The organism is Kytococcus sedentarius DSM 20547, assembly GCF_000023925.1.
Lineage (GTDB): Bacteria > Actinomycetota > Actinomycetes > Actinomycetales > Dermatophilaceae > Kytococcus > Kytococcus sedentarius.
Genome location: NC_013169.1, coordinates 383082 through 403089, shown reverse-complemented (window position 1 = coordinate 403089; position 20008 = coordinate 383082). Strand labels below are relative to the sequence as shown.

The window sequence follows — 20008 nt, the reverse complement described above, 5'->3', positions numbered from 1 at the left end:
CGCAGGACGCCCCCCTTCGGCGCTGATGGGGGGCGTCCTGCGTGCGGCGTTCAGCAGGTGCGGGTGATCACCAGTTGTTGACGGTGGTCAGCGTGACGCCGTAGTGCTCGGCAGCGTCCACCACGGGCTGGTAGAAGCTGTAGGAGCCAGCGGCCTCACCCTGGTTCCAGCCGCACTCGGCGCTGATCGGGCCACCGGAGGTCATGCCCTGGGCGACCGTGCCGGAGATGTAGGCGCCGCCGGAGTCACCACCCTCGGTGCAGACCGTCGCCTCGGCCAGGCCGGAGGTCACGGTGCCGCCGTAGTCCACGGTCTGGTCGTAGCCCTGGATCTCGCCACAGGTCCACCCGGTGGTGTTGCCGGCCTTGCAGATCTCGGTGCCGACCGGGGCCTTGCTCGCACCGGTGACGTCGATGCTGCCGGAGTGGCCGCGGGTGTCGACGAACGGCTGGCCAGTGTTGGCCTCGTCGATGTCCATCAGGCCCATGTCCACGGACGGCTGGCCGGTGGCGAACTCGCTCTCCACGCCCTTGCCGAGGTGCTCACCCTGCGCGTTGAGCACGTCGGGCATGCCCTCCACGCAGTGGCCCGCGGTCAGCATCACGTTGTCGCTGCCCTTCATGCCCGGGAAGCCGAGCGAGCAGTTGGTGCCGGGCTCGAGGTCCATGATCTGGCCGGGGATGACGTCGGCGTGGGTGGTCAGACCCTGCGCGTCGCCCCTCACCACCTGGACGCCGTCCATGGCGGCGAGCTTGTCGAGGGTGGCCTGCTCGGCGTCGGCACCCACGCGCACCTTGACGGTGCCCGACTTCAGGTCCGGGCCCACGCTCTGGATGCCGCCGTCGGCCTCCATGAGGGCGGCAGCGCGGTCGGCCACCTGGGTCAGCTCGGCCTGACCGGCGCCCTGCTTCACGGTGATGCCCCTCGCCTTCGCGGCCGTGGCCGTCGCGGCGTCGTTCGTGATGACGGTGAGCTCCGCGCCGTCGAAGTAGGCACCCTCGATGGCCTTGCCCTGGGCGTCCAGCTCGTCGAGGACGGCGGCCTTCTCGGCCTTCGCCTCCAGGTACTTCTCCGCCTCGTCCCAGGAGAGGTCCTGGCTCTGGGTCACGTACGCCGTGAGGGCGTCGTGCTGGGTGACGGCGGCCTCCCCACTCGAACCAGCAGGGGCGGCTCCGGCGGCCATGCCGGTCCCCAGGGACAGGGCAGCGACCCCAGCCAGGGCGGTCATCATCGAAGTGCGCTTCACGGTCGACTCCTCACAGTCGCAATCGTTGGCGTCCCATTCGGGATGCGGTGTCCCGTAATGGGACTGCACGACCATGCACACACCCCCGGCGCACTGGGAACCGTGTGGCCGGGTTCTTGCACAACGTGAGACAGAGCCCCGAGGTTCCCTTGACCACGTCTTGAGATGGACTGTCGCAGTGTGAATCAAGTCACCCGAGCTGGGCCGGTGTGGAGCACGAGGTACCAGGAGCGCCGGCGTCAGGACTCACCGTTCCAGCAGGTGGGACCCCAGGTAGGCCCGCCCCGCCCCCGAGGGCACCCCCGGCAGCACGTGGAACACCGCCGAGCCCACGTGCGTGAGCCACTCGTTCATCGCGTCGGACTCGCTGAGCCGCCGCAGAATGGGGAGGAACTGCTCGTCGACGTCCTGGCAGAAGGCCACGAACACCTGCCCGGCGTCCCCCGGGGCGTCGTCGTAGTTGTACGGCCGGCGCAGGAAGCGGTGGCGGGCGTGGCCGTCCTGGGCCCGCCGCACGTGGGCGTCCGCGGCGACAACCGGCTGCCCCGAGGCGTCGGTGGCGCCCAGGTCCACCGGGTCGGACTCCTGCTGGCCCGTCAGCGGCGCTCCCGACCGTAGCTGCCGTCCGATCGCGGCCTCCCGCTGCGCCCGCGCAGCCTGCTCCCAGCCCCCCATCGAGAAGCGCACCCGCCGCACCACCATCGCGGCCGACCCGTCCTCGCGGTGCACCAGCTGCTGGGCGTCGAGCGGGGGCGGGTTGCCGGTGCCGTCCACCTGGCCGAAGAGGTTCCGCATCGGTGCCCCGGGGCGCGAGGTGCCCACCGCGTGACGGTAACCCGCCTGCCGCCAGCGGACCATCGCGAGGTCGCGGACGTCCTCGGTCAGCTGCCGCGCGGCGTGGCGCACTGTCAGCGGGTCGTCGGCCCACACCTGGAGCAGCAGCTCACCGTCGCCCCAGGCCGGGTCGAGCTCGTCGAAGGACATCGGGGGCAGCGGGCGGAGCCAGGCCGGACGCTCCGCATCGAGGCCGGCCGCGAGGTAGGCACCCAGCCCCCACCCGACGGTCACCGTGAGCGAGGCCGGCAGCGCCGCCAGCTCCGGCTCGGTGTCCGTGAGGGTGCCACGGCCGGAGGTCAGGCGGTCGATGGAGTCGGTCCAGAGCCGCATCACCCGGCGCAGGGTCTCGCGGCCACCGTCGACCAGGTCGAGGGCCACCCAGAGCCCGTGCGCCGGCGGCGTGGTCAGCACGCCCGCCTGGGTGTGGCCGCGTGGGTCGATGACGGTGCGGCCCACCTCGGTGGCGCCGGCCTCGGGTGAGGGCGCGTCCGGGTCGGCCGGAAGCACCGAGCGTCGGCCGGGCTCCACCAGCTCGTCCAGCTGCGCGATGCCCGTCGCACCCGCCCCCGGGCCCGATGCGGTGCCCCCGCCCGCCGCCGTCGGGACCGGACCCGCCGTGGCCCGGGCCCCGAGGACGCCGAGCAGTCCCCCGCCGGCCGCTATCGCGGCACCACCCAACAGCTGGCGGCTGGTGGCCCCGGGGCCCTGCGGTGCGTCGTCCACGGGGGCCATCAGTGGCTGTGCGAGTGGCCGTCGCCACCCGCGTAGTCCTCGTCCCCGCCGTCGAAGGTGCGGGCCTGGGCGGTGAGCGCGTAGGTCTTGCCGTCGGCGTCCTCGAGGGTGATGACCACCTCGTCACCGGCGACGATCGGCTTCTTGACCCCCATCAGCATGATGTGGAGGCCGCCGGGCTCGAGCTCCAGGACCTCACCCCGGGGAACGGTCATGCCGCCCTCAACGGGCTGCATGGACCCACCGGCGACCTCGTGGAGCTCGACCGACTCCGCCACGTCCGTGGAACCGCTCACGAAGGTCACGTCCACCGGAAGCGGGTTCTGCAGGCGCCCGAAGACGGCCGTCATGTCCTTCTCGGTGGCCTTCACCCAGCCGTCGTACAGGCCGACCGCGCCCGGCGGGGGCGGGGACTGGGTCGACGGGTCCTGCGAACCCGAGGCCGGGCCCGAGCTGGTCGCCGCATCGGAACTGGTCACCGCATCCGAGCTGCTGCCCTCGCCGTCGGAGGCCCCGTCCTGTGAGCAGGCGGTGACGAACAGCAGCCCGGTGGCTGCCAGGGCGATGAGGCGACGGTACATGGTTTCCTCCACGGAGAGGGTGCGGGTGCGGCCACCTGCCGCACGAGGACGCCGAGGCTACCAAGTTCTACGACGCCGCGTAGTTGTTCTGTCACCCTTCCTCGCGCCGTGCCGCCGGCAACTCACTAGGGTCGGGGCACACCCCATCGAGGAGGCACTGTGCGCGCCATCGTGATCGACAACTCCGGCGAGAAGCCGGTCCTGACCCTGTCCGAGGTCGAGGACCCCACCCCCGGCGAGGGCGAGGTCCTCGTGGAGGTGGCGGCCGCCGGCGTCAACCGGGCCGACCTCGTCCAGGCGTCCGGGAAGTACCCGCCGCCCCCCGGCGAGAGCGAGCTGATCGGCCTCGAGGTGAGTGGCCGCATCGCCGCCCTGGGCGCCGGCGACACCGGTGACTGGCAGGTGGGCGACGAGGTGTGCGCCCTCCTGGCCGGCGGTGGGTACGCCGAGAAGGTGGCCGTGTCGGCCGGACAGCTGCTGCCGGTGCCGGCGGGGGTGGACCTGCAGACGGCCGCCTCGCTGCCCGAGGTCGCCTGCACCGTGTGGTCCAACCTCGTCGATGCGGGGCACCTGGCCGCCGGGGAGACCGTCCTGCTGCACGGTGGTTCGTCGGGCATCGGCACCATGGGCATCCAGGTGGCCAAGGCCCTGGGCGCCCGCGTCATCGTCACCGCCGGGTCGCAGGAGAAGCTGCAGCGTTGTGCCGAGTTGGGCGCCGACGTCCTGGTGAACTACCAGGAGACCGACTTCCTCGAGGCGGTCGGAGAGAACACCGAGGACGGGGTGGACGTCATCCTCGACCTCATCGGCGCCGACTACTTGGACCGCAACCTGCAGGCGCTGGCGAAGGACGGGCGGCTGGTCATCATCGGTCTCATGGGCGGGCGCGAGGGCGAGATCAACCTGGGCCTGATGCTGCAGCGCCGCCTGAGCGTGCAGGCCACCGCGCTGCGGGGACGGGACCGAGCGGACAAGGCCCGGATCGTGGCGGCGGTGCGGGAGAACGTCTGGCCCCGTGTGGAGTCCGGCGAGATCCGCCCCGTGGTGCAGGAGGTGCTGCCGTGGGAGAAGGCGCAGGAGGCGCACCAGCTGCTCAAGGAGTCGCAGCACGTGGGCAAGGTGGTGCTGCGGGTGGGGTGAGGCGATGTCGGGGGCGGCGCAGCCAACCCCGACACCGTGCTCAGTCCGCCCGGCGCCGCTGCCACAGCAGCGTTCCCATCATGACCGCCACACACAGCCCTGCGGTCAGCAGCGAAACCACCGTGACCTCCACGTAGTTCTGCTGCGTGTAGTCCGCGGTGCCCCCGACGTATGCGAACAGCCATGCCGCAACGATGTTCTCCCCGTGTGTGTGATGACGCCGTGTGTGGGGGCGCATCGCCATCAGGCCTCACCGTGTGTGTCAAGAGCCTCGCAGCACCCCAGCCCAGTGTTCGCCAGATGTTCACCCGGTGGGCCAGCGGACCGACGCACCACCCGAGGTCCAGGACACCCCACCCCCTACCCTGCGCCCCATGACCTCCCCCGGCAGCATCACCGATGTCCCCGGCCTGCGGGTCGGCCACGCCCAGCGCACCGACGACGGGTGGTGCACCGGCACCACCGTCGTGCTCCCCCCGCCCGGCACGGTGGGCGCGGTCGACGTCCGCGGCGGCGGGCCGGCCACGCACGAGACCGACGCCCTGGCCCCCGCATCGCTGGTCCCCACGGTCGATGCGGTGGTGCTCACCGGCGGCTCCGCCTTCGGCCTGGCCTCGGTCACCGGCGTGCAGCTCTGGTGCGAGGAGGCCGGACGCGGCTTCCCGACACCCGGTGGACTGGTGCCGATCGTGCCCGGCGCGGCGCTGTACGACCTAGCTCGGGGTGGCGGGAACCGGGACGATGCCGGGCACCCCACCCGCCCGGACGCGGCGATGGGGCGCGCCGCCGCCGAGGCTGCGGCAGCCAGCGCAGAGCACGCTGACGTCGCCCGCGGCCGGGTGGGCGCCGGCACCGGCGCCCGGGTGATGGGGGCGACCCGGCCCGGCGGGGTGGGCACCGCCTCGGCGCGGCTCGACGGCGCAGTGGTGGGGGCACTGGCCGTGGTGAACGCCCACGGCACCCCGCTCGGCATCGACCCCGCCGAGCTGTGCGACCCCGTCGAGGCGACCGGCGTGATCGGCAGCGCCCCCACCGCGCCCGGCGCCCCGGCCCAGGGCGCGCCCGGGACGGGCACGCCCGGCACGAACACGACGCTCGCCGTCGTCGCGACGGACCTGGCGCTCACCGTGGCCCAGACCGAGGCCCTGTGCCGCGCGGCACACGCCGGAATGGCCCGCGCCCTGGACCCGGTGCACAGCCTGGTGGACGGTGACGTGGTGTTCGGGCTGGCCACCGGGGAGCGGCCGCTGCCGGACGACCCGGCGGCCGCCACCGGGGTGCTGCTCGCCGCCCAGCAGGCGGCAGCCACGGCCTTGGCTGCCGCGATCGCCGACGGGGTCTCCCGCCGGCACGGCTGAGCTCAGTCGGTGACCAGCAGCACCATCAGGGTGCGGGGCCCGTGGACTCCCTCCACCCGCTCCAGCTCGATGTCGCTGGTCGCACTCGGACCGCTGATCCACGTCTGCGGCTGGGCAGCCTCCGCCTCGGGGTGCAGGCGAGCCACGGCCTGCGGCACATCGGCCACCACCTGCTCGGCGCGGACCACGCAGACGTGGGTGTCCGGCACCAAGCTCAACGCGCGGCGCCCCTGGTCCGGGCCATGGTCAAGCACGATCGTCCCGGTCGTGGCGATGCCGACTGCCGCGGCGGTGACCACCGCATCCACCCCGTCCAGCCCCGCGGTGTCGACCTCCTGCTCGGCGACCACCCGCATCGGCCCGTGGCGCACCTCGGACAGCCACCGGTCATCGAGGCCGGTGGGGACGACCACCGAGGAGCACCCGGCCACCTGCAGGGCGCCAGCCACAGCCCGCGGCAGGTCGGCGGAGGTGACGGACTGCACGGTGGCCCGGTAGTCGCGCACCATCTCGGTGAAGCGCTCCAGCACCCCCTCGGCAGGCAGCCCGGCACCCTGCATGGTGGTGGGCATGGTGCGGTGCCCGACCTGCGGGTCGGGGGCACCGTCCACGTCGGCGAGCGCGCCGCGCAGTCGGTCCAGGATCTCGCTGCGGGCGCTCATCGCTCGCCTTTCTCGGTCGTGTCGTCACCGTGCTCACGGGCCCACCACTGGCGGAAGGTCTCCGCGGGTGGCGCCGGAAGGTCCCGCGCCCCGGTCCACGCGCCGAGGCCGGGCAGCGCCCGGAACGGGCGGTCACCCCGCAGTCGACCCACGGTGGTGGCGGCCCGTTGAGCAGCCTCCAACCGGCGGTGGTCGGACATCACCCAGGTGGCCGCCTTCATCGCCGCCGCCTCGACCCGGTGCCCGCCGGCCTCCACCGAGCGCTCCCGACCCTCCACCAGCAGGGTGGGGATGTCGATGCGCACCGGGCAGGCGTCGAAGCAGGCGCCGCACAGGCTGGAGGCGTAGGGCAGGGAGGCGTCCACCTCGGAGGACACCCCGCGCAGCAGCGGGTTGAGCACGGCGCCGATGGGGCCGGGGTAGACCGAGCCGTAGGCGTGGCCACCGGTGCGCTCGTAGACCGGGCAGACGTTCAGGCAGGCCGAGCAGCGGATGCAGCGCAGCGCCTGCCGGCCGGTGGTGTCCGCCAGGGCATGGGACCGCCCGTTGTCCAGCAGCACCACGTGCACCTCCTGCGGCCCGTCGCCGGGGTGCACCCCGCTCCAGACGGTGGTGTACGGGTTCATCCGCTCGCCGGTGCTCGAACGCGGCAGCAGCTGCAGCATCGACTCCAGGTCCTCCCAGCGGGGCAGCACCTTCTCGATGCCGACCACCGAGACCAGGGTCTCGGGCAGGGTCAGGCACATCCGGCCGTTGCCCTCGGACTCCACCACCACCAGGCTGCCGGTCTCGGCCACGGCGAAGTTGGCCCCGGAGACCGCGACCTTGGCGCGCAGGAACTTCTCGCGCAGGTGCAACCGGGCCGCCTCGGCCAGGCGGGCGGGTTCGTCGGTGAGGTCCGCCGGCGCCGGGCGGCCCACCCGGCCCATCTCGGCGCGGAAGATGTCCCGCACCTCGCTGCGGTTGCGGTGGATCGCCGGCACCAGGATGTGGCTGGGCAGGTCACCGCCGAGTTGCACGATGAGCTCGGCCAGGTCGGTCTCCCAGGCGTGGATGCCCGCGCCCTCCAGGGCCTCGTTCAGCTCGATCTCCTGGGTGGCCATCGACTTGACCTTCACCACCTCCTCGGCTCCCTTGGCCCGGGCGATGTCGATGACGATGCGGTTCGCCTCGGCAGCGTCGCGGGCCCAGTGCACGGTGGCCCCACGGGCGGTCAGCCGCTCCTCGAGCTGCTCGAGATAGTGCGGCAGGTGGCGCAGCGCCTCGTCCTTGGTGGCCTCCCCGGCCAGTCGGAGCTGCTCCCACTGGTCGACCTCACCGACCACGGCGGCCCGCTTGGCGCGGATGGTGTGGGTGGCGTGGTGCAGGTTGCGCCGCTGCGTGCTCTTGCCCAGCGCCTCGCGGGCCGCTTCCGGGAAGGGAGGCATACCCAGGAAGGTGGGCGAGGTCTGCTGGACCGGTCCGGGAATGGTGGTCATGCCGGGTCCTCCTGGGTGGATGCGAGCACCTCGGCCAGGTGCAGGGTGCGCACGCCGGACCGCTGCCGGCCGAGCACTCCGCCGATCTGGGCCAGGCACGAGTTGTCCCCGGCCACCACGACCTCGGCGCCGGTGGCCGTCACCTGCCGGGCCTTCTCGGCCCCCATCGCCACCGAGACGTCGGAGTTCTTCACGGCGAAGGTGCCGCCGAAGCCGCAGCACTCCTGCGCCCCCGGCAGCTCGCGCAGGTCGATACCGCGCACCGCCCGGAGCAGCTGCAAGGGGCGGTCGCCGACGCGCAGCATCCGCAGTGAGTGGCAGGTGGGGTGGTAGGTCACCGAGTGCGGGAAGAAGGCCCCCACATCGGTGACCCCCAGCACGTCGACGAGGAACTCCGAGAGCTCGTGCACGCGCGGGGCCAGCGCGGCGGCATCGCGCTCCAGGCCGGTGTCCCCCACGGCGCGGGCGATGCCGGTGTGCTGGTGGCGCACCGAGCCCACGCAGGAGCCCGAGGGGGCCACCACCGCGTCGTAGTCACCGAAGGTGTCGATGAAGGAGCGCACCAGTCCGGCGGCCCGCGGCCCGTACCCGGTGTTGGTGAACATCTGGCCGCAGCAGGTCTGCTCCATCGGGAAGTCGACCTGCACCCCAAGACGCTCCAGCAGGCGGACCGTGGCCTTGGGCGCCTCGGGCCACATGGTGTCGTTGAAGCAGGTGGCGAACAGGGCCACCCGGCGGGGGCGGGAGGGGGGGAGGGAGGCGCCTGCAGCGCCCTCGATCTGTGCGGTCGTCACGGCATCCATCCTTCCAGCACGGTGGCCTGCAGGCCCACGATGAGGCAGACCATCACCAGCGTACCGATGCTCCAGGGCAGCACCTTGCGCAGGATCTCCGACTCCCGCCCGCGCGGCCTGGACGGACTTCACGCGGGACTGACCCGCGAGGGCTCAGACCGTCAACAGGGAGGCGCCCCGCGGTCGGGCCGTCCCCGCCGCAACCGGCTCGTGGGAGTCCGCCGTCTCCTCCCGCCGCCACTCACCTACGGCATCGGCCAGGACGGCGCGTCCCAAGTCCATCGTCAACACCCGATCCATCAGGCCGAGGTGTCGCTCGTCGTGGGTCACCACCAAGATGGCCACGTCGTGCTCCCGCGCGATCCGCGCCAACCGGGCGAAGACCTCACCGGCCCGCGCCGGGTCCAGCGCGGAGGTGGGCTCGTCCACCAGTAGCACCGCCGGGTCGCTCATGAGCGCCCGGGCCAGGGCCACCCGCTGCTGCTGGCCGCCGGAGAGCTGGTGCGGCCGGTGGCCGGCCGCCTCCTCCATGCCCAGCTCTGCCAGCAACGACCGGGCCTTGTCCTGCGCCTGCCGCAGGGCACCGCCCCGGGCCCCGCGCAGCCGGGCCACGAGCTCCAGCTGCTCCTGGGCCGTGAGGGCCGACAGCAGCTTGGCCTGCTGGAACACCAGCCCCACCAGCTCGCGCCGCACCGCATCGCGCCGGGAGGAGGACAGGTCGCCGCACTCGCGCCCGCCCAGACGGACGCTCCCCGCATCGGGGCGGCGCAGCAACCCGGCCACGGCCAGCAGGGTCGACTTGCCCGAGCCGCTGGGCCCAGTCAGCGCCACCGCCTCGCCGGCAGCCACCGACAGGTCCAACCCGTCGAGCACGTGGCGCACGCCCTCACCGTCGGGGAAGGTCACGGTCACATCAGTCAGTTCGAGGCTCATCGGGCTCCCTCCAGGGCCAGCGCGGGGTCGATCGTCAGGACACGGCGGACGGCGAGCGCAGCGCCCACCAGGCCCGCGGCCACCAGCAGCAACCACGGCACGACCGTGGTCATCGGGGTCAGGGCCCAGGGCACGGCGTCGGTGCTCAGCACCCACGCCCCCAGCCCGGTGGCGGCCAGGGCGCCGACGCCCCCACCGACCAGCAGGAGCAGCAGCCCCTGGGTGAGCACGTCACCCACCAGCGTGCGGCGGGTGGCACCCAGCGCCCGCATCACCGCGAGGTCACCGGTGCGCTGGATGGTCCACACGGTGAGGAAGGCGCTGACCACCACGGCGGAGACCACCAGCAACAGGCCCTGGATCAGCTGCAGCGAACCCTGCTCCGAGGAGTAGGAACCCACCGCGTCCAGCGCCTCGGACCGCGTGAGCGCCTGCCCACCGGCCACCTGGGCCTCACCCGGCTCGTCCGGCAGCACCAGCGCCGAGGCCCGGGAACCGGTCGCCATCGGCAGCTCGCGCCACACCTCCAGCGGCACCCAGACCACCGGCAGGTGGTTGAAGGACAGGTGCGCGTCGTCCGGGGACACCCCCTCCAGCGTCCCCGACTCACCCACCGTCGCCCCGGCCACGAGCTGCTCCGGAGCCAGGGCGCCGTCGGGGTCGACCCCGAAGACGGTGACCGTCTCGGTGCCCTCGTCCAGCTCGATGCGGGCGGTCGCGATGCCGAGGGCCTCCCCCTCGTGCCCCGCGACCTGCTCCTCGGTCAGCTGGCTGCGCGCGAGCTCCGGGGACTCCCCCTCGGCCGGCGCGGCCACCACCACCGCTTCCCCCGGCAGGGCGCGCAGGGCCGAGACGCTCTGCGCCCCCAACCCCGCGGTCAGCCCGCTGAGGGCCACCACCAGCAGCGCGACGAGGGCCACCACGAGGCCCATCACCGCGAACCGTCCTCGCGCGAACCATGCGTCGCGCAGTGCCACGAACATCTTTCCTCCCACCTGAGGACCCCCGGCACCGTCGGTGCTCCTGACGCGGGGTCCTCACCAGTGGATCGCGCGCGCCGGGGGTGCCACATCACCCACCTGATGGGGTGGGCCTCCACCGAACGATGGAGGCCGCGACGTCCCCTCGCAGACGCTGCAGGCCCTACCGTGTGGCCATGGACCGCCTCGCCCGCCTGCTCGCCGGCGCCCTGTTGCTGTCCCTCTTGGCACTGGCCACCTGGCGGTCCGGGGCCCAGGCCGGCGACGGGAGCAACCCCGACCTGCCGGGGTGGACCTTCCTGGTGGCCTCGTCCGTGTGGTGGCTCGCGTTCGCGGGCCTGCTGACCCCCCGGCTGCGCAACTCGACCCCCCGGCGGCCGTACACCGGCGCCGCGGTGTGGCTGGTGGCCCTGAGCGTCGGGTGGGCCGCCCTGATGACCACGCACGAGGCCTTCGCCTGGGTGGCCTTCCCGCTCTTCCTGCTCTGGCTGATGCACCTGCCGCTGGTGGCAGCGGTGCCTGCCGTGCTCGCGCTGACCGCGGTGGTGGGGGTGGTGGAGCTCGCCCAGGAGGACGGCCGATGGGGTGGGGTGCTGGGTCCCGCACTCGCGGCGGCCGCCTGCATCCTGGGCGCGTGGACCATGACCCGGCTGCGGCAGGAGTCCGAGGCGCGGGCGCGGTTGGTGGCCGAGCTGCGGTCCACCCGCCAGGAGCTGGCCGCGGCCCACACGGAGGCCGGCGCCCTGGCCGAGCGACACCGCATCGCCCGGGACCTGCACGACACGGTGGTGCAGTCGTTCACGTCGGTGCTGCTGCTGGCCCGGGCCGGTGGTCGGCCCGAGGAGGTGCTCCCCCGCATCGAGGAGGTGGCTGCCGACGGGCTGGCCGAGTCGCGGCGGGTGGTGCAGACGCTGCGGCGCGAGCCCGGCCGCACCTTGGCCGACGCGCTGCGCCGCGCGGCGGCCGGCGTGGTGGACCCGCCCACCAGCTTTACCCTGACCGGCACCCCGCGGGAGCTGCCCACCGCCACCGAGGTGGGGCTGCTGCGGATCGCGCAGGGGGCCCTGGGCAACGTGACCGAGCACGCCGGCGCCTCCCAGGCGTGGGTCGAGCTGGCCTTCACCCCCGATGCGGTGCGGCTGGAGGTCCGCGACGACGGCCGGGGCGGGGCACGGGTCGGCGCGGGCCCGGAGGCTGCCGTCGCCCCCGTCGCCCCCGGGGCGGCCCCGGGGGCGGCCCCGGGGGCGGCCCCGGGGGCGAATCGGGGCACGGGGCTGGCCGGCGCGCGCGACCGCGCCGAGGACCTCGGCGGCAGCTTCGCCCTGCGCTCGCCCGCCGGCCGGGGCACGCACGTCGTCGTGGAGGTGCCGGCGTGAGCACCCGCGACGCCCCGCTGCAGGTGGTGCTCGTCGACGACCACCCGGTTGTGCGCGCCGGCTTGACGGCGGTGCTCAGCGCCACCGGGGACATCGAGGTCGCCGCCCAGGCCGGGTCCCACGGCGAGGCGCTCGCCCTGCTGACCGGGGCCGGGGGCCCGCTGGGCGGGGTCGCCGTGGACGTGGTGGTGGTGGACCTCCACCTCGGGTCCGGACCCGACGGGGCCGCCCTGATCCAGGACCTGCGCGGGCTGGGGGTGGCCACGCCGATGCTGGTGCTCACCGCCCACGACGACGGGGACGACGTCCTGCAGGCGGTGGAGGCGGGCGCCTCGGGCTACCTTCTGAAGGACGCCCCGCCGACGAGCCTCCGCGACGGGGTGGCCCGGGCCGCCGCGGGCGAGACGGTCCTGGCACCGGCGGCGGCAGCGCACCTGGTGACCGGCGCCCGTGCCACCACCGCCGAGGCGGCACCGCGCGTCACGGACCGGGAGCTCCAGGTGCTGCGTGGGGTGGCCCGGGGGCAGACCAACCGCCAGGTGGCACGCGAGCTGGGCATCGGCGAGGCCACGGTGAAGACCCACCTGGTGCACGTGTTCACCACGCTGGGGGTCACGAACCGCACAGCCGCGGTGGGGCGCGCACGGGAGCTCGGCCTGCTCGACTGACGCGCCGGGGAAGCGGGGTGCCCCGTCCGCGGGGTGCCGGTCAGGGTGAAGCTGGTGGGCGGGTCCACCACGCCGGCCGCTGCCCCCGGGGCCTCGTGTCCCTTGCCCCGGCCGACGACGGCGTTATGGTGAAACCGGACTGACGCGGCTGGGTGCCGACGGGCGAGTGTGTCGAGACCCGGCTCAGTCAGGAGCACGGCTGCGTGACCACACACACCGACCACGATCGAGGCACCCACATGTTGCAGAAACTGCACGACGCGATGGGTCTGCGGACCTCACCGACGATCTTCTTCGGCTCGTTCGCCGTCGCGATCGTCTTCATCGTCATCACGTTGTCCTTCCCCGGGACGATGGCCAACACCTTCGAGTCCGGGTCGGACTGGCTGCTGGGCAACCTCGGCTGGTTCTACATCCTCGGCGTGACCGTCTTCCTGATCTACCTGATCGTCACGGCCATGAGCCGTTTCGGACGCATCCGGCTCTCCCCCCACGACGAGGCGCCCGACCACTCCTTCCCGGCGTGGTTCGCCATGCTGTTCGCGGCGGGTATCGGCACCATCCTGATGTTCTGGGGTGTGGCCGAGCCGGTGAACCACTTCGCCAACCCGCCGATGGCGGACGTGGAGCCCGAGAGCGTGGACGCCGCCCGCGAGGCCATGAGCTTCACGCTCTACCACTTCGGGCTGCACACCTGGACGATCTTCGCCCTGCCGTCGCTGGCCTTCGCGTACTTCATCTACCAGCGCAACCTGCCCCCGCGCGTGTCCTCCCTCTTCCACCCGCTGCTGGGTGACAAGGGCATCCACGGCCCCATCGGCAAGACCATCGACATCGTCGCGATCGTCGGAACGCTGTTCGGTGTGGCCGTCTCCATCGCGCTGGGCACGCTGCAGATCAACGCCGGCCTGAGCGCCGTGCTGGGCATCGACCAGTCCACGCTCAGCATCCTGCTCATCGTCGGCGTGGTGACGGTCCTGGCCCTGTGCTCGGTGATCGCCGGCCTGGACAAGGGCATCAAGGTGCTGTCGAACGCCAACATCCTGGCCGCCGTGGGCCTGATGGTGTTCGTCCTGATCTCGGGCCCGACGCTGCACCTGCTGCGCGGCACCATCGAGGGCGTGGGCCTGTACGCCCAGAACCTGCCCTACCTGGCCTTCTGGAACGACTCGTTCGACGACAACCCCGGCTGGCAGGACGGCTGGACCATCTTCTACTGGGCCTGGACCATCACCTGGTCGCCCTTCGTCGGCATCTTCATCGCCCGCATCTCCCGCGGTCGCACCATCCGCCAGTTCATCGTCGGCGTGCTCGCCGCCCCGGTGAGCTTCTCCATCATCTGGTACGGCATCTTCGGCTTCGCCAGCTTCGACATCATCCGCAACCAGGAGGGTGGCGGCCAGCTGGTCGACTCCGTGCTCAACGACGGTGCCGAGGTGGCGCTGTTCGAGTTCCTGGAGCACTTCCCGTTCACCACGTTCATGTCGGTCTTCTCGATCGCCATCGTGGCCATCTTCTTCGTGACCTCGATGGACTCGGCCTCGCTGGTGATGGACTCCATGGCCCGCGGTCACGACGAGGACGAGCGGGTGCCGGTCCTCCAGCGGATCATCTGGGCCATCACCGTCGGTGCCATCGCGGCGGTGCTGCTGACCTTCTCGCCGGATGCCGGCATCTCGGCCCTGGAGGACGTCATCACGATCGTGGGCCTGCCCTTCTTCGTGATGGGGTACCTCATGATCTGGGCGCTGAACCGGGCCATGAAGGAGGACGCCGGTGAGCTCCTCCCGCTGGCCACGCGCCGGTACCGCAAGGTGCTGCCGCCCGAGGAGGTCGAGCGTCGCCGCGCCGAGGGCGACGAGGCGTGGTCCGACACGGCCCTCGAGCAGGACCCGCACTACATGGACAGCGAGGGACACGTCATCGCGGCCCCCGAGACCGCGGCCTACGAGCAGCACGAGCTGTACGAGGCCGGGGAGGACCGTCCCTCCGAGGAGGTGACCGGCTCCAGCCGGTTGAACGGCACCGCCTGAGGCGCCGCGTGGAGGCCATCCGCATCTGATTAGTTGATCAGATAACATGCGCGGGTGACTTCCACCCCGATCCCGCGCCGTCGCCTGATCGCCACCTCCTTGGCCATCACGGCCACCGCCCTCGCCGGGTGTGGACTCACCACACCGGGCGGGGGCGGCGGCACGTCCGCAGGCGAGGAGGGTGGCTCCGGGGAGGGGAACGAACACCCTGCCTTGGTGGTGGCCGGCACCGAGGAGCTCGGCGCCTTCAACCCCGTCTCCGGCTACGGCGAGCAGGGTGGCACCCCGGTGTACGAGGGGCTGCTGCGCCTGCGGAGCACCGACCCGGAGCAGCTCCCCGAGCTCGAGCCCGCCTTGGCCGCCGAGGCCCCGACGGCCTCGGAGGACCTCACCACCTGGCGCGTGCCCGTGCGCGACGGGGTGAGCTTCCACGACGGGTCCCAGCTCGGCCCCGAGGACGTGGTGGCCACCTACGAGGCGGTGCTGGACCCCGCATCGGCCAGCGAGGTCGCGTGGGCCTACGACATGGTCGAGTCGGTGGAGGCCGAGGGCGACGAGGTGGTCTTCCACCTGACGGATGCCTACGCCGACTTCCCCAGCCGGTTGCTGCTCGGCATCGCGCCTCAGGAGAAGCTGACCGGCGGGCCGGCGACGGAGTCGAGCCTCAACCGCGAGCCCGTGGGGACCGGCCCGATGCGGCTGACCTCCCTGGAGCCCACCGAGGCCACCTTCGAGCGCTTCGACGACTACTGGGGTGAGCCCGGCGCCGTGCCGAAGCTGACCATCACCCGCGTGCCCGATGAGGGGACCCGCGCCCAGCAGGCCCGCACCGGGGAGGTCGACGGCACCATCCTGCCGCCCAAGCTGGCCGAGTCCACCGCCGAGGCGTCCGAGCATCTGGAGCTCGTCACCGCCAGCACGGCGGACTGGCGCGGGGTGAGCTTCCCGGCCACCGCGGCCATCGCGCAGGACGCCGCCACCCGCATCGCCATGAACCACGCCGTGGACCGGCAGGCGATGATCGACACCGTGCTCGGCGGCCACGGCACCCCGGCCGCCACCCCGGTCTCGTCCATCTACGGCGAGGCGTACGCGGACCTCACGTTCGAGCACGACCCCGACCGGGCCGAGCAGATGCTGGACGAGGCCGGCTGGACGACGGGCGAGGACGGCATCCGCACCAAGGACGGCGAGCGCGCCGAGTTCACCGTGGCCTACGACCCGAAGGACTCCGTGCGCCGGGACCTGGCGACGGCCTTCGCCGAGGACCTCAAGGACGTCGGCATCGACGTCTCCACGCGGGCCATGACCTGGGACGAGATCGAGCCGCAGTACCAGGACCTCGCGATCCTGCTGGGCGGTGGCGACAAGCCGTACAGCATCGACAGCCAGGTGTTCAGCGCCGTGCACACCCCGCTGGAGGGGGCGGCCTTCTACTACAACCCCGGCGGCCAGGGCAGCGAGGAGCTCGACCGCCTGCTCGAGCAGACGCGCACCGAGACCGACCCCGCGGCGCGCAACGCGCTCTACCGCCAGGTGCAGGAGCAGGTCGTGCAGGACCCCAACGGGGTGTACCTGGCCTTCCTGGAACACACCTACGTGCACGACGCCCACGGGTACTCCACCGGCAACCTGGTGGTCGAGCCGCACGCGCACGGTGTGGCCTGGGGCCCGTGGTGGAACGTGGGGGCTTGGGAGTGACCGCGTGGAGCTGACCCGCATCGGCCGGATGACGGTGCGGCGCCTGGCGTGGGCGGTCCCGGTGACCCTGGTGGTCTCGCTGGCGGTCTTCGCGCTGGCGTCTGCCAGCCCGCTGGACCCCCTGGAGGCGATGCTGGGCGACCGCTACCAGCGCCTCACCCCCGAGCAGCGCGCGGTGATCGGCCGGGCCGCCGGCACGGACGCGCCCTGGTGGCAGGCATGGTGGTGGTGGCTGACCGACCTGCTGCGGGGCGACCTCGGCTTCTCCCGCGTGTTCCGCCAGCCCGTCGCCGAGGTGCTGCTCGAGCGCGTGGGGTGGACGGTACTGCTCACGCTGCCCGCGATGGCCCTGGCCCTGGTGCTGGGGCTGGCCGGCGGCGTGGCGGCCGGGCTGCGGCCCCGCTCCTGGTGGGGCCGGCTGGTCACCGGCACGGCGCTGGTGCTGCAGGCGCTGCCCCCCTACGTGCTGGCCATGGTGGCCATCCTGCTGTTCGCCGTGGCCTGGGGGCTGCTGCCCTCGGGCGGCCTGGGGCGCCCGGGTGAGGAGGTCACCGCATCGGGCCTGCTGCGCCACGCGACGCTGCCGGTCGTCGTGCTGGCCCTCTCCCAGCTGCCCTGGCTGGTGCTCGCCGCGCGCGAGTCGGTGGCTGAGACGATGACCTCCGATGCGGTGCGCGGCGCCCGGGCGCGTGGACTCTCGGCCCGCACCATCCGCCGCGGCCACGTGGTGCCGCCGGCCCTCGTGCCGGTGGCCACCCTGGTCGGGCTGCGCCTGCCCGAGCTGGTGGTGGGCGCGGTGATCGTGGAGGAGGTGTTCGCGTGGCCGGGGGTGGCCAGCGCGATGGTGGACGCCGCCCTGGAGCTGGACTTCCCGCTGCTCGCCGCGCTCACCACGCTGACCACCGTGCTGGTGCTGGTGGGTTCGTGGCTCGCGGACGTGGTGCACCTGGCCCTGGACCCGAGGGTGGAGATCGATGCGTGAGCTGACCCGCACCACCGCCGGGCGCCTCGCCGTGGGCACCCTGGCCGCCCTGGTGCTCTTCGCCGTGGCCGGGCCGTGGGTGATCGGCTCCGGGGTCGACCTCTCCCGCGCCCTGCAGGCCCCCTCGGGTGCGCACTGGGCCGGCACCGACCACGCCGGGCGCGACCTCCTCGTCCGGGTGGCTCAGGGCCTACGCGTCAGCCTGGCGATCGCGGTGCTCGCGGCACTGGGCAGCGTCCTCATCGGGGTGCTCGTGGGCGCGGCCGCAGCCTCCCTGGGCGGGTGGGCCGACGCCCTGTTGATGCGCTCGGGCGATGCGGTGGCCGCGCTGCCGCACCTCGTGCTGGGCCTGGTGGTGGTGGCCATGTACCCCGGTTCGGTGGTGGCGATCGTGGCCTCCATCGCACTGACGCACTGGCCCACCGTGGCCCGGCTGGTGCGCGCGGAGGCGCTGGCCGTGCGGCGCTCGCAGTACGTGGACGCCGCCCGCCTGGCCGGTGCCACGCGCTGGCAGGTGCTGCGGCGCCACCTGGTGCCGGCCGCCCTGCCGCAGGCCCTGGTCGCGGTGATGCTGCTGCTGCCGCACGCGGTGTTCCACGAGTCCACGCTGAGCTTCTTCGGGGTCGGCCTGCAGCCCACCGAGGCCTCCCTAGGCACGCTGCTGGCCCAGGCCCGCTCGGACGTGCTGCTGGGGGCCTGGTGGTCCCTGGTCGCCCCCGGTGCCGCGCTGGCCCTGACCACGCTGGCGGTCGGCGGGGTGGGCCGGGCGCTGACGGACGCGATGCGCTCGGTGGACGCCCCCGAGCGGGCGGAGGTGCCGGCATGAGCGCGGCCGCCCGCGTGGCCGGGCTCTCGGTCCGCCTGCCCGTCTCCGGGGGGCGGTCCTGGGTGCACGCGGCCCACGCCGTGGACCTGGAGCTCCACACGGGTCGGGTGCATGCCCTGGTGGGCGAGTCCGGGTGCGGCAAGTCCATCCTGGCCAGCGTCCTCATCGGCCTGCTGCCCGCCGGCACGCAGGTGGCCGGCGCCCTCGAGATCGCCGGCCACACCCTCGACCCCACGGACGAGGCCCCCTGGCAGCACCTGCGCGGCCACCACGTCGGCCTGGTGCCGCAGTCCGCGGCCACGCTGCTGACGCCGACCCGACGGGTGGGGCCGCAGGTGGCCGAGACGCTGCGCGCGCTCTCCCCCGAGGCCCACGGGCTGCGGGGCCGGTCGCTCGATGCGCTGGTGGCCCGCCACCTGAAGCGGGTGGGGCTCACGGCCCGGGTGGCGCGGTTGTACCCGCACCAGCTCTCCGGCGGCATGGCCGCCCGGGTGGCCTACGTGCTGGCCACGGCCGGCCGCCCGGCGGTGCTGCTGGCCGACGAGCCCACCGCCAGCCTGGACGCCGAGAGCCGCGAGGCCGTGCTCGACCTGCTGCGGTCGGCCGCGGACGGCGGCGCCGCCGTGCTGCTGATCACCCACGACCTCGCGTCGCTCGGCGCCCGGACCGGACGGGTGGACGAGGTCTCGGTGATGTACGCCGGGCAGGTGGTCGACCACGGCCCGGCCGAGAGGCTGCTGGCCCCGCCCGGTCCCCCGCAGGCGCCGGACGACACCACGGGCCCGGACCCGGTGGCGCGCCACGCCTACACCCGCGCCCTGGTGTCCGCCCTGCCCCGGTACGGACTGCACCCCCTCGGGGGCGCGCCGCCCTCCCTGCTCGATGCGGTGACTCCCCCCTCCGTCGACGACCGCCTCGCAGCGGGCATGGGCCCGCACCCCGGCACCACCGGCACGACGGACCGCCCAGGAGGTGCCCGATGATGCAGCCGATGGTGCGCCTGGACGGTGTGACCGCTGCCCCCGAACGTGGCGCACCCCCCGTGCTGCGCGACCTGTCCCTGGCCCTGGAGGCGGGGACGACCACGGCGGTGACCGGGCCCAACGGCGCCGGCAAGTCCACCCTGTGCCGGGTGGTCGCCGGCCTGGTGGCGCCGGCCCGGGGAACCGTCGAGGTGGCCGGTCGCCCGGTCGTGCCCGGTCACCCGGCGCACGGCGTGGCCATGCTGTTCCAGTCGCCGCGCCGCTCGGTGAGCCCGCGCATGACCCTGCGGCAGGCCATCGCGGAGCCGTTGGAGCTCCGTCGCCGGCCGGCGGCCCGCACCCGGCGAACGGTGGACGCGATGGCCGATGCGGTGGGCCTCACCCCGGACCTGCTGCGCCGGCGCCCGGCGGCGGTCTCCGACGGCCAGCTGCAGCGCGCTGCCCTGGGGCGCGCCCTCATCGGCGAGCCGCAGGTGCTGCTGGCCGACGAGGTGACGGCCATGCTCGACCCGGCGACCACCGCCTCGGTGGTCGCGCTGCTGCGGGAGCGCGTGGAGGAGGGGCTGACCGTGCTGACCATCAGCCACGATGCGGAGCTGCTCGCGCGCTGGTGCGACCGGCCGAGTGACCGGGTGCTGGCGCTCGCGGACCTGACCGGCGACGCCGGGGACGGGGCGGCGTGACCGGGGCCCACCCCA

19 protein-coding genes are annotated in these 20008 nt (G+C 73.6%); 10 read left to right on the top strand and 9 right to left on the bottom strand.

Annotated features, from left to right (window positions below; genetic code table 11):
• Nucleotides 1-67: 67 nt before the first annotated feature.
• From KSED_RS02010 to KSED_RS02000, 3 genes are all read right to left on the bottom strand, one after another.
• Nucleotides 68-1246 carry a S1 family peptidase gene (locus KSED_RS02010; protein ID WP_012801908.1) on the bottom strand — a complete coding sequence of 393 codons (1179 nt, stop codon included), beginning with the start codon at nt 1244-1246 and terminating at the stop codon, nt 68-70.
• Nucleotides 1247-1492: 246 nt separating this feature from the next.
• Entirely contained in the window at nt 1493-2806 is a 1314-nt protein-coding gene (locus tag KSED_RS02005; RefSeq protein WP_198479775.1) for a Dyp-type peroxidase, read from the bottom strand.
• A gap of 8 nt (nt 2807-2814) precedes the next feature.
• Nucleotides 2815-3396 carry a copper chaperone PCu(A)C gene (locus tag KSED_RS02000; protein WP_012801906.1) on the bottom strand — a complete coding sequence of 194 codons (582 nt, stop codon included), beginning with the start codon at nt 3394-3396 and terminating at the stop codon, nt 2815-2817.
• Between the two features lie 159 nt (nt 3397-3555).
• Here KSED_RS02000 and KSED_RS01995 point away from each other — a divergent pair, with 159 nt between their 5' ends.
• Entirely contained in the window at nt 3556-4536 is a 981-nt protein-coding gene (locus KSED_RS01995; protein WP_012801905.1) for an NAD(P)H-quinone oxidoreductase, read from the top strand.
• A gap of 40 nt (nt 4537-4576) precedes the next feature.
• Here KSED_RS01995 and KSED_RS01990 read toward each other — a convergent pair whose 3' ends face one another.
• A complete protein-coding gene (locus KSED_RS01990) occupies nt 4577-4780 on the bottom strand; it encodes a hypothetical protein (RefSeq protein ID WP_012801904.1) in 204 nt (67 codons plus the stop codon).
• Nucleotides 4781-4910: 130 nt separating this feature from the next.
• Between KSED_RS01990 and KSED_RS01985 the strand changes: the two genes are divergently transcribed.
• Nucleotides 4911-5894 (top strand): P1 family peptidase, encoded by a 984-nt coding sequence (locus KSED_RS01985; protein ID WP_041291097.1) that lies wholly within the window; start codon nt 4911-4913, stop codon nt 5892-5894.
• A 2-nt stretch (nt 5895-5896) separates the two neighbouring features.
• Here KSED_RS01985 and KSED_RS01980 read toward each other — a convergent pair whose 3' ends face one another.
• From KSED_RS01980 to KSED_RS01960, 5 genes are all read right to left on the bottom strand, one after another.
• Nucleotides 5897-6556 carry a LutC/YkgG family protein gene (locus tag KSED_RS01980; RefSeq protein ID WP_012801902.1) on the bottom strand — a complete coding sequence of 220 codons (660 nt, stop codon included), beginning with the start codon at nt 6554-6556 and terminating at the stop codon, nt 5897-5899.
• Nucleotides 6553-8034: a lactate utilization protein B gene (locus tag KSED_RS01975; protein ID WP_012801901.1), complete on the bottom strand. Its 1482-nt coding sequence runs from the start codon at nt 8032-8034 to the stop codon at nt 6553-6555. Before KSED_RS01975 ends, KSED_RS01980 begins: the two co-directional genes overlap by 4 nt.
• Complete coding sequence (locus tag KSED_RS01970) at nt 8031-8837, bottom strand: (Fe-S)-binding protein (protein WP_081439734.1); 807 nt, start codon at nt 8835-8837, stop codon at nt 8031-8033. The genes KSED_RS01975 and KSED_RS01970 overlap by 4 nt, the downstream gene beginning before the upstream one ends.
• Nucleotides 8838-8981: 144 nt before the next feature.
• On the bottom strand, nt 8982-9761 hold the full coding sequence (locus KSED_RS01965) for an ABC transporter ATP-binding protein (RefSeq protein WP_012801899.1): 780 nt from the start codon (nt 9759-9761) through the stop codon (nt 8982-8984).
• Nucleotides 9758-10738, bottom strand: a complete 981-nt coding sequence (locus KSED_RS01960; protein ID WP_198479774.1) for an FtsX-like permease family protein — start codon at nt 10736-10738, stop codon at nt 9758-9760. Before KSED_RS01960 ends, KSED_RS01965 begins: the two co-directional genes overlap by 4 nt.
• A 179-nt stretch (nt 10739-10917) precedes the next feature.
• Here KSED_RS01960 and KSED_RS01955 point away from each other — a divergent pair, with 179 nt between their 5' ends.
• From KSED_RS01955 to KSED_RS01920, 8 genes are all read left to right on the top strand, one after another.
• Nucleotides 10918-12117 (top strand): sensor histidine kinase, encoded by a 1200-nt coding sequence (locus KSED_RS01955; protein WP_169307767.1) that lies wholly within the window; start codon nt 10918-10920, stop codon nt 12115-12117.
• The gene (locus tag KSED_RS01950; protein ID WP_012801896.1) at nt 12114-12785 is read left to right on the top strand and encodes a response regulator; all 672 of its coding nucleotides are present in this window, start codon (nt 12114-12116) and stop codon (nt 12783-12785) included. The genes KSED_RS01955 and KSED_RS01950 overlap by 4 nt, the downstream gene beginning before the upstream one ends.
• Nucleotides 12786-13024: 239 nt before the next feature.
• On the top strand, nt 13025-14818 hold the full coding sequence (locus KSED_RS01945) for a BCCT family transporter (protein ID WP_041291095.1): 1794 nt from the start codon (nt 13025-13027) through the stop codon (nt 14816-14818).
• A 54-nt stretch (nt 14819-14872) separates the two neighbouring features.
• The gene (locus KSED_RS01940; protein ID WP_012801894.1) at nt 14873-16519 is read left to right on the top strand and encodes an ABC transporter substrate-binding protein; all 1647 of its coding nucleotides are present in this window, start codon (nt 14873-14875) and stop codon (nt 16517-16519) included.
• 4 nt (nt 16520-16523) lie between these two features.
• Nucleotides 16524-17501, top strand: coding sequence for an ABC transporter permease (locus tag KSED_RS01935; protein WP_012801893.1), 978 nt, complete (start codon nt 16524-16526; stop codon nt 17499-17501).
• Entirely contained in the window at nt 17494-18327 is an 834-nt protein-coding gene (locus KSED_RS15010) for an ABC transporter permease (RefSeq protein WP_012801892.1), read from the top strand. Before KSED_RS01935 ends, KSED_RS15010 begins: the two co-directional genes overlap by 8 nt.
• Entirely contained in the window at nt 18324-19310 is a 987-nt protein-coding gene (locus tag KSED_RS15005; protein WP_012801891.1) for an ATP-binding cassette domain-containing protein, read from the top strand. Before KSED_RS15010 ends, KSED_RS15005 begins: the two co-directional genes overlap by 4 nt.
• On the top strand, nt 19307-19993 hold the full coding sequence (locus tag KSED_RS01920) for an ABC transporter ATP-binding protein (RefSeq protein WP_012801890.1): 687 nt from the start codon (nt 19307-19309) through the stop codon (nt 19991-19993). The genes KSED_RS15005 and KSED_RS01920 overlap by 4 nt, the downstream gene beginning before the upstream one ends.
• Nucleotides 19994-20008: the final 15 nt, after the last annotated feature.

Bases quoted from the DNA above. Each gene is read 5' to 3' on its own strand.
- KSED_RS02000 (WP_012801906.1), bottom strand. From the start codon at position 3,396: ATGTACCGTCGCCTCATCGCCCTGGCAGCCACCGGGCTGCTGTTCGTC.
- KSED_RS01990 (WP_012801904.1), bottom strand. From the start codon at position 4,780: ATGGCGATGCGCCCCCACACACGGCGTCATCACACACACGGGGAGAAC.
- KSED_RS01985 (WP_041291097.1), top strand. From the start codon at position 4,911: ATGACCTCCCCCGGCAGCATCACCGATGTCCCCGGCCTGCGGGTCGGC.
- KSED_RS01980 (WP_012801902.1), bottom strand. From the start codon at position 6,556: ATGAGCGCCCGCAGCGAGATCCTGGACCGACTGCGCGGCGCGCTCGCC.
- KSED_RS01975 (WP_012801901.1), bottom strand. From the start codon at position 8,034: ATGACCACCATTCCCGGACCGGTCCAGCAGACCTCGCCCACCTTCCTG.
- KSED_RS01970 (WP_081439734.1), bottom strand. From the start codon at position 8,837: ATGGATGCCGTGACGACCGCACAGATCGAGGGCGCTGCAGGCGCCTCC.
- KSED_RS01965 (WP_012801899.1), bottom strand. From the start codon at position 9,761: ATGAGCCTCGAACTGACTGATGTGACCGTGACCTTCCCCGACGGTGAG.
- KSED_RS01955 (WP_169307767.1), top strand. From the start codon at position 10,918: ATGGACCGCCTCGCCCGCCTGCTCGCCGGCGCCCTGTTGCTGTCCCTC.
- KSED_RS01945 (WP_041291095.1), top strand. From the start codon at position 13,025: ATGTTGCAGAAACTGCACGACGCGATGGGTCTGCGGACCTCACCGACG.
- KSED_RS15010 (WP_012801892.1), top strand. From the start codon at position 17,494: ATGCGTGAGCTGACCCGCACCACCGCCGGGCGCCTCGCCGTGGGCACC.
- KSED_RS15005 (WP_012801891.1), top strand. From the start codon at position 18,324: ATGAGCGCGGCCGCCCGCGTGGCCGGGCTCTCGGTCCGCCTGCCCGTC.
- KSED_RS01920 (WP_012801890.1), top strand. From the start codon at position 19,307: ATGATGCAGCCGATGGTGCGCCTGGACGGTGTGACCGCTGCCCCCGAA.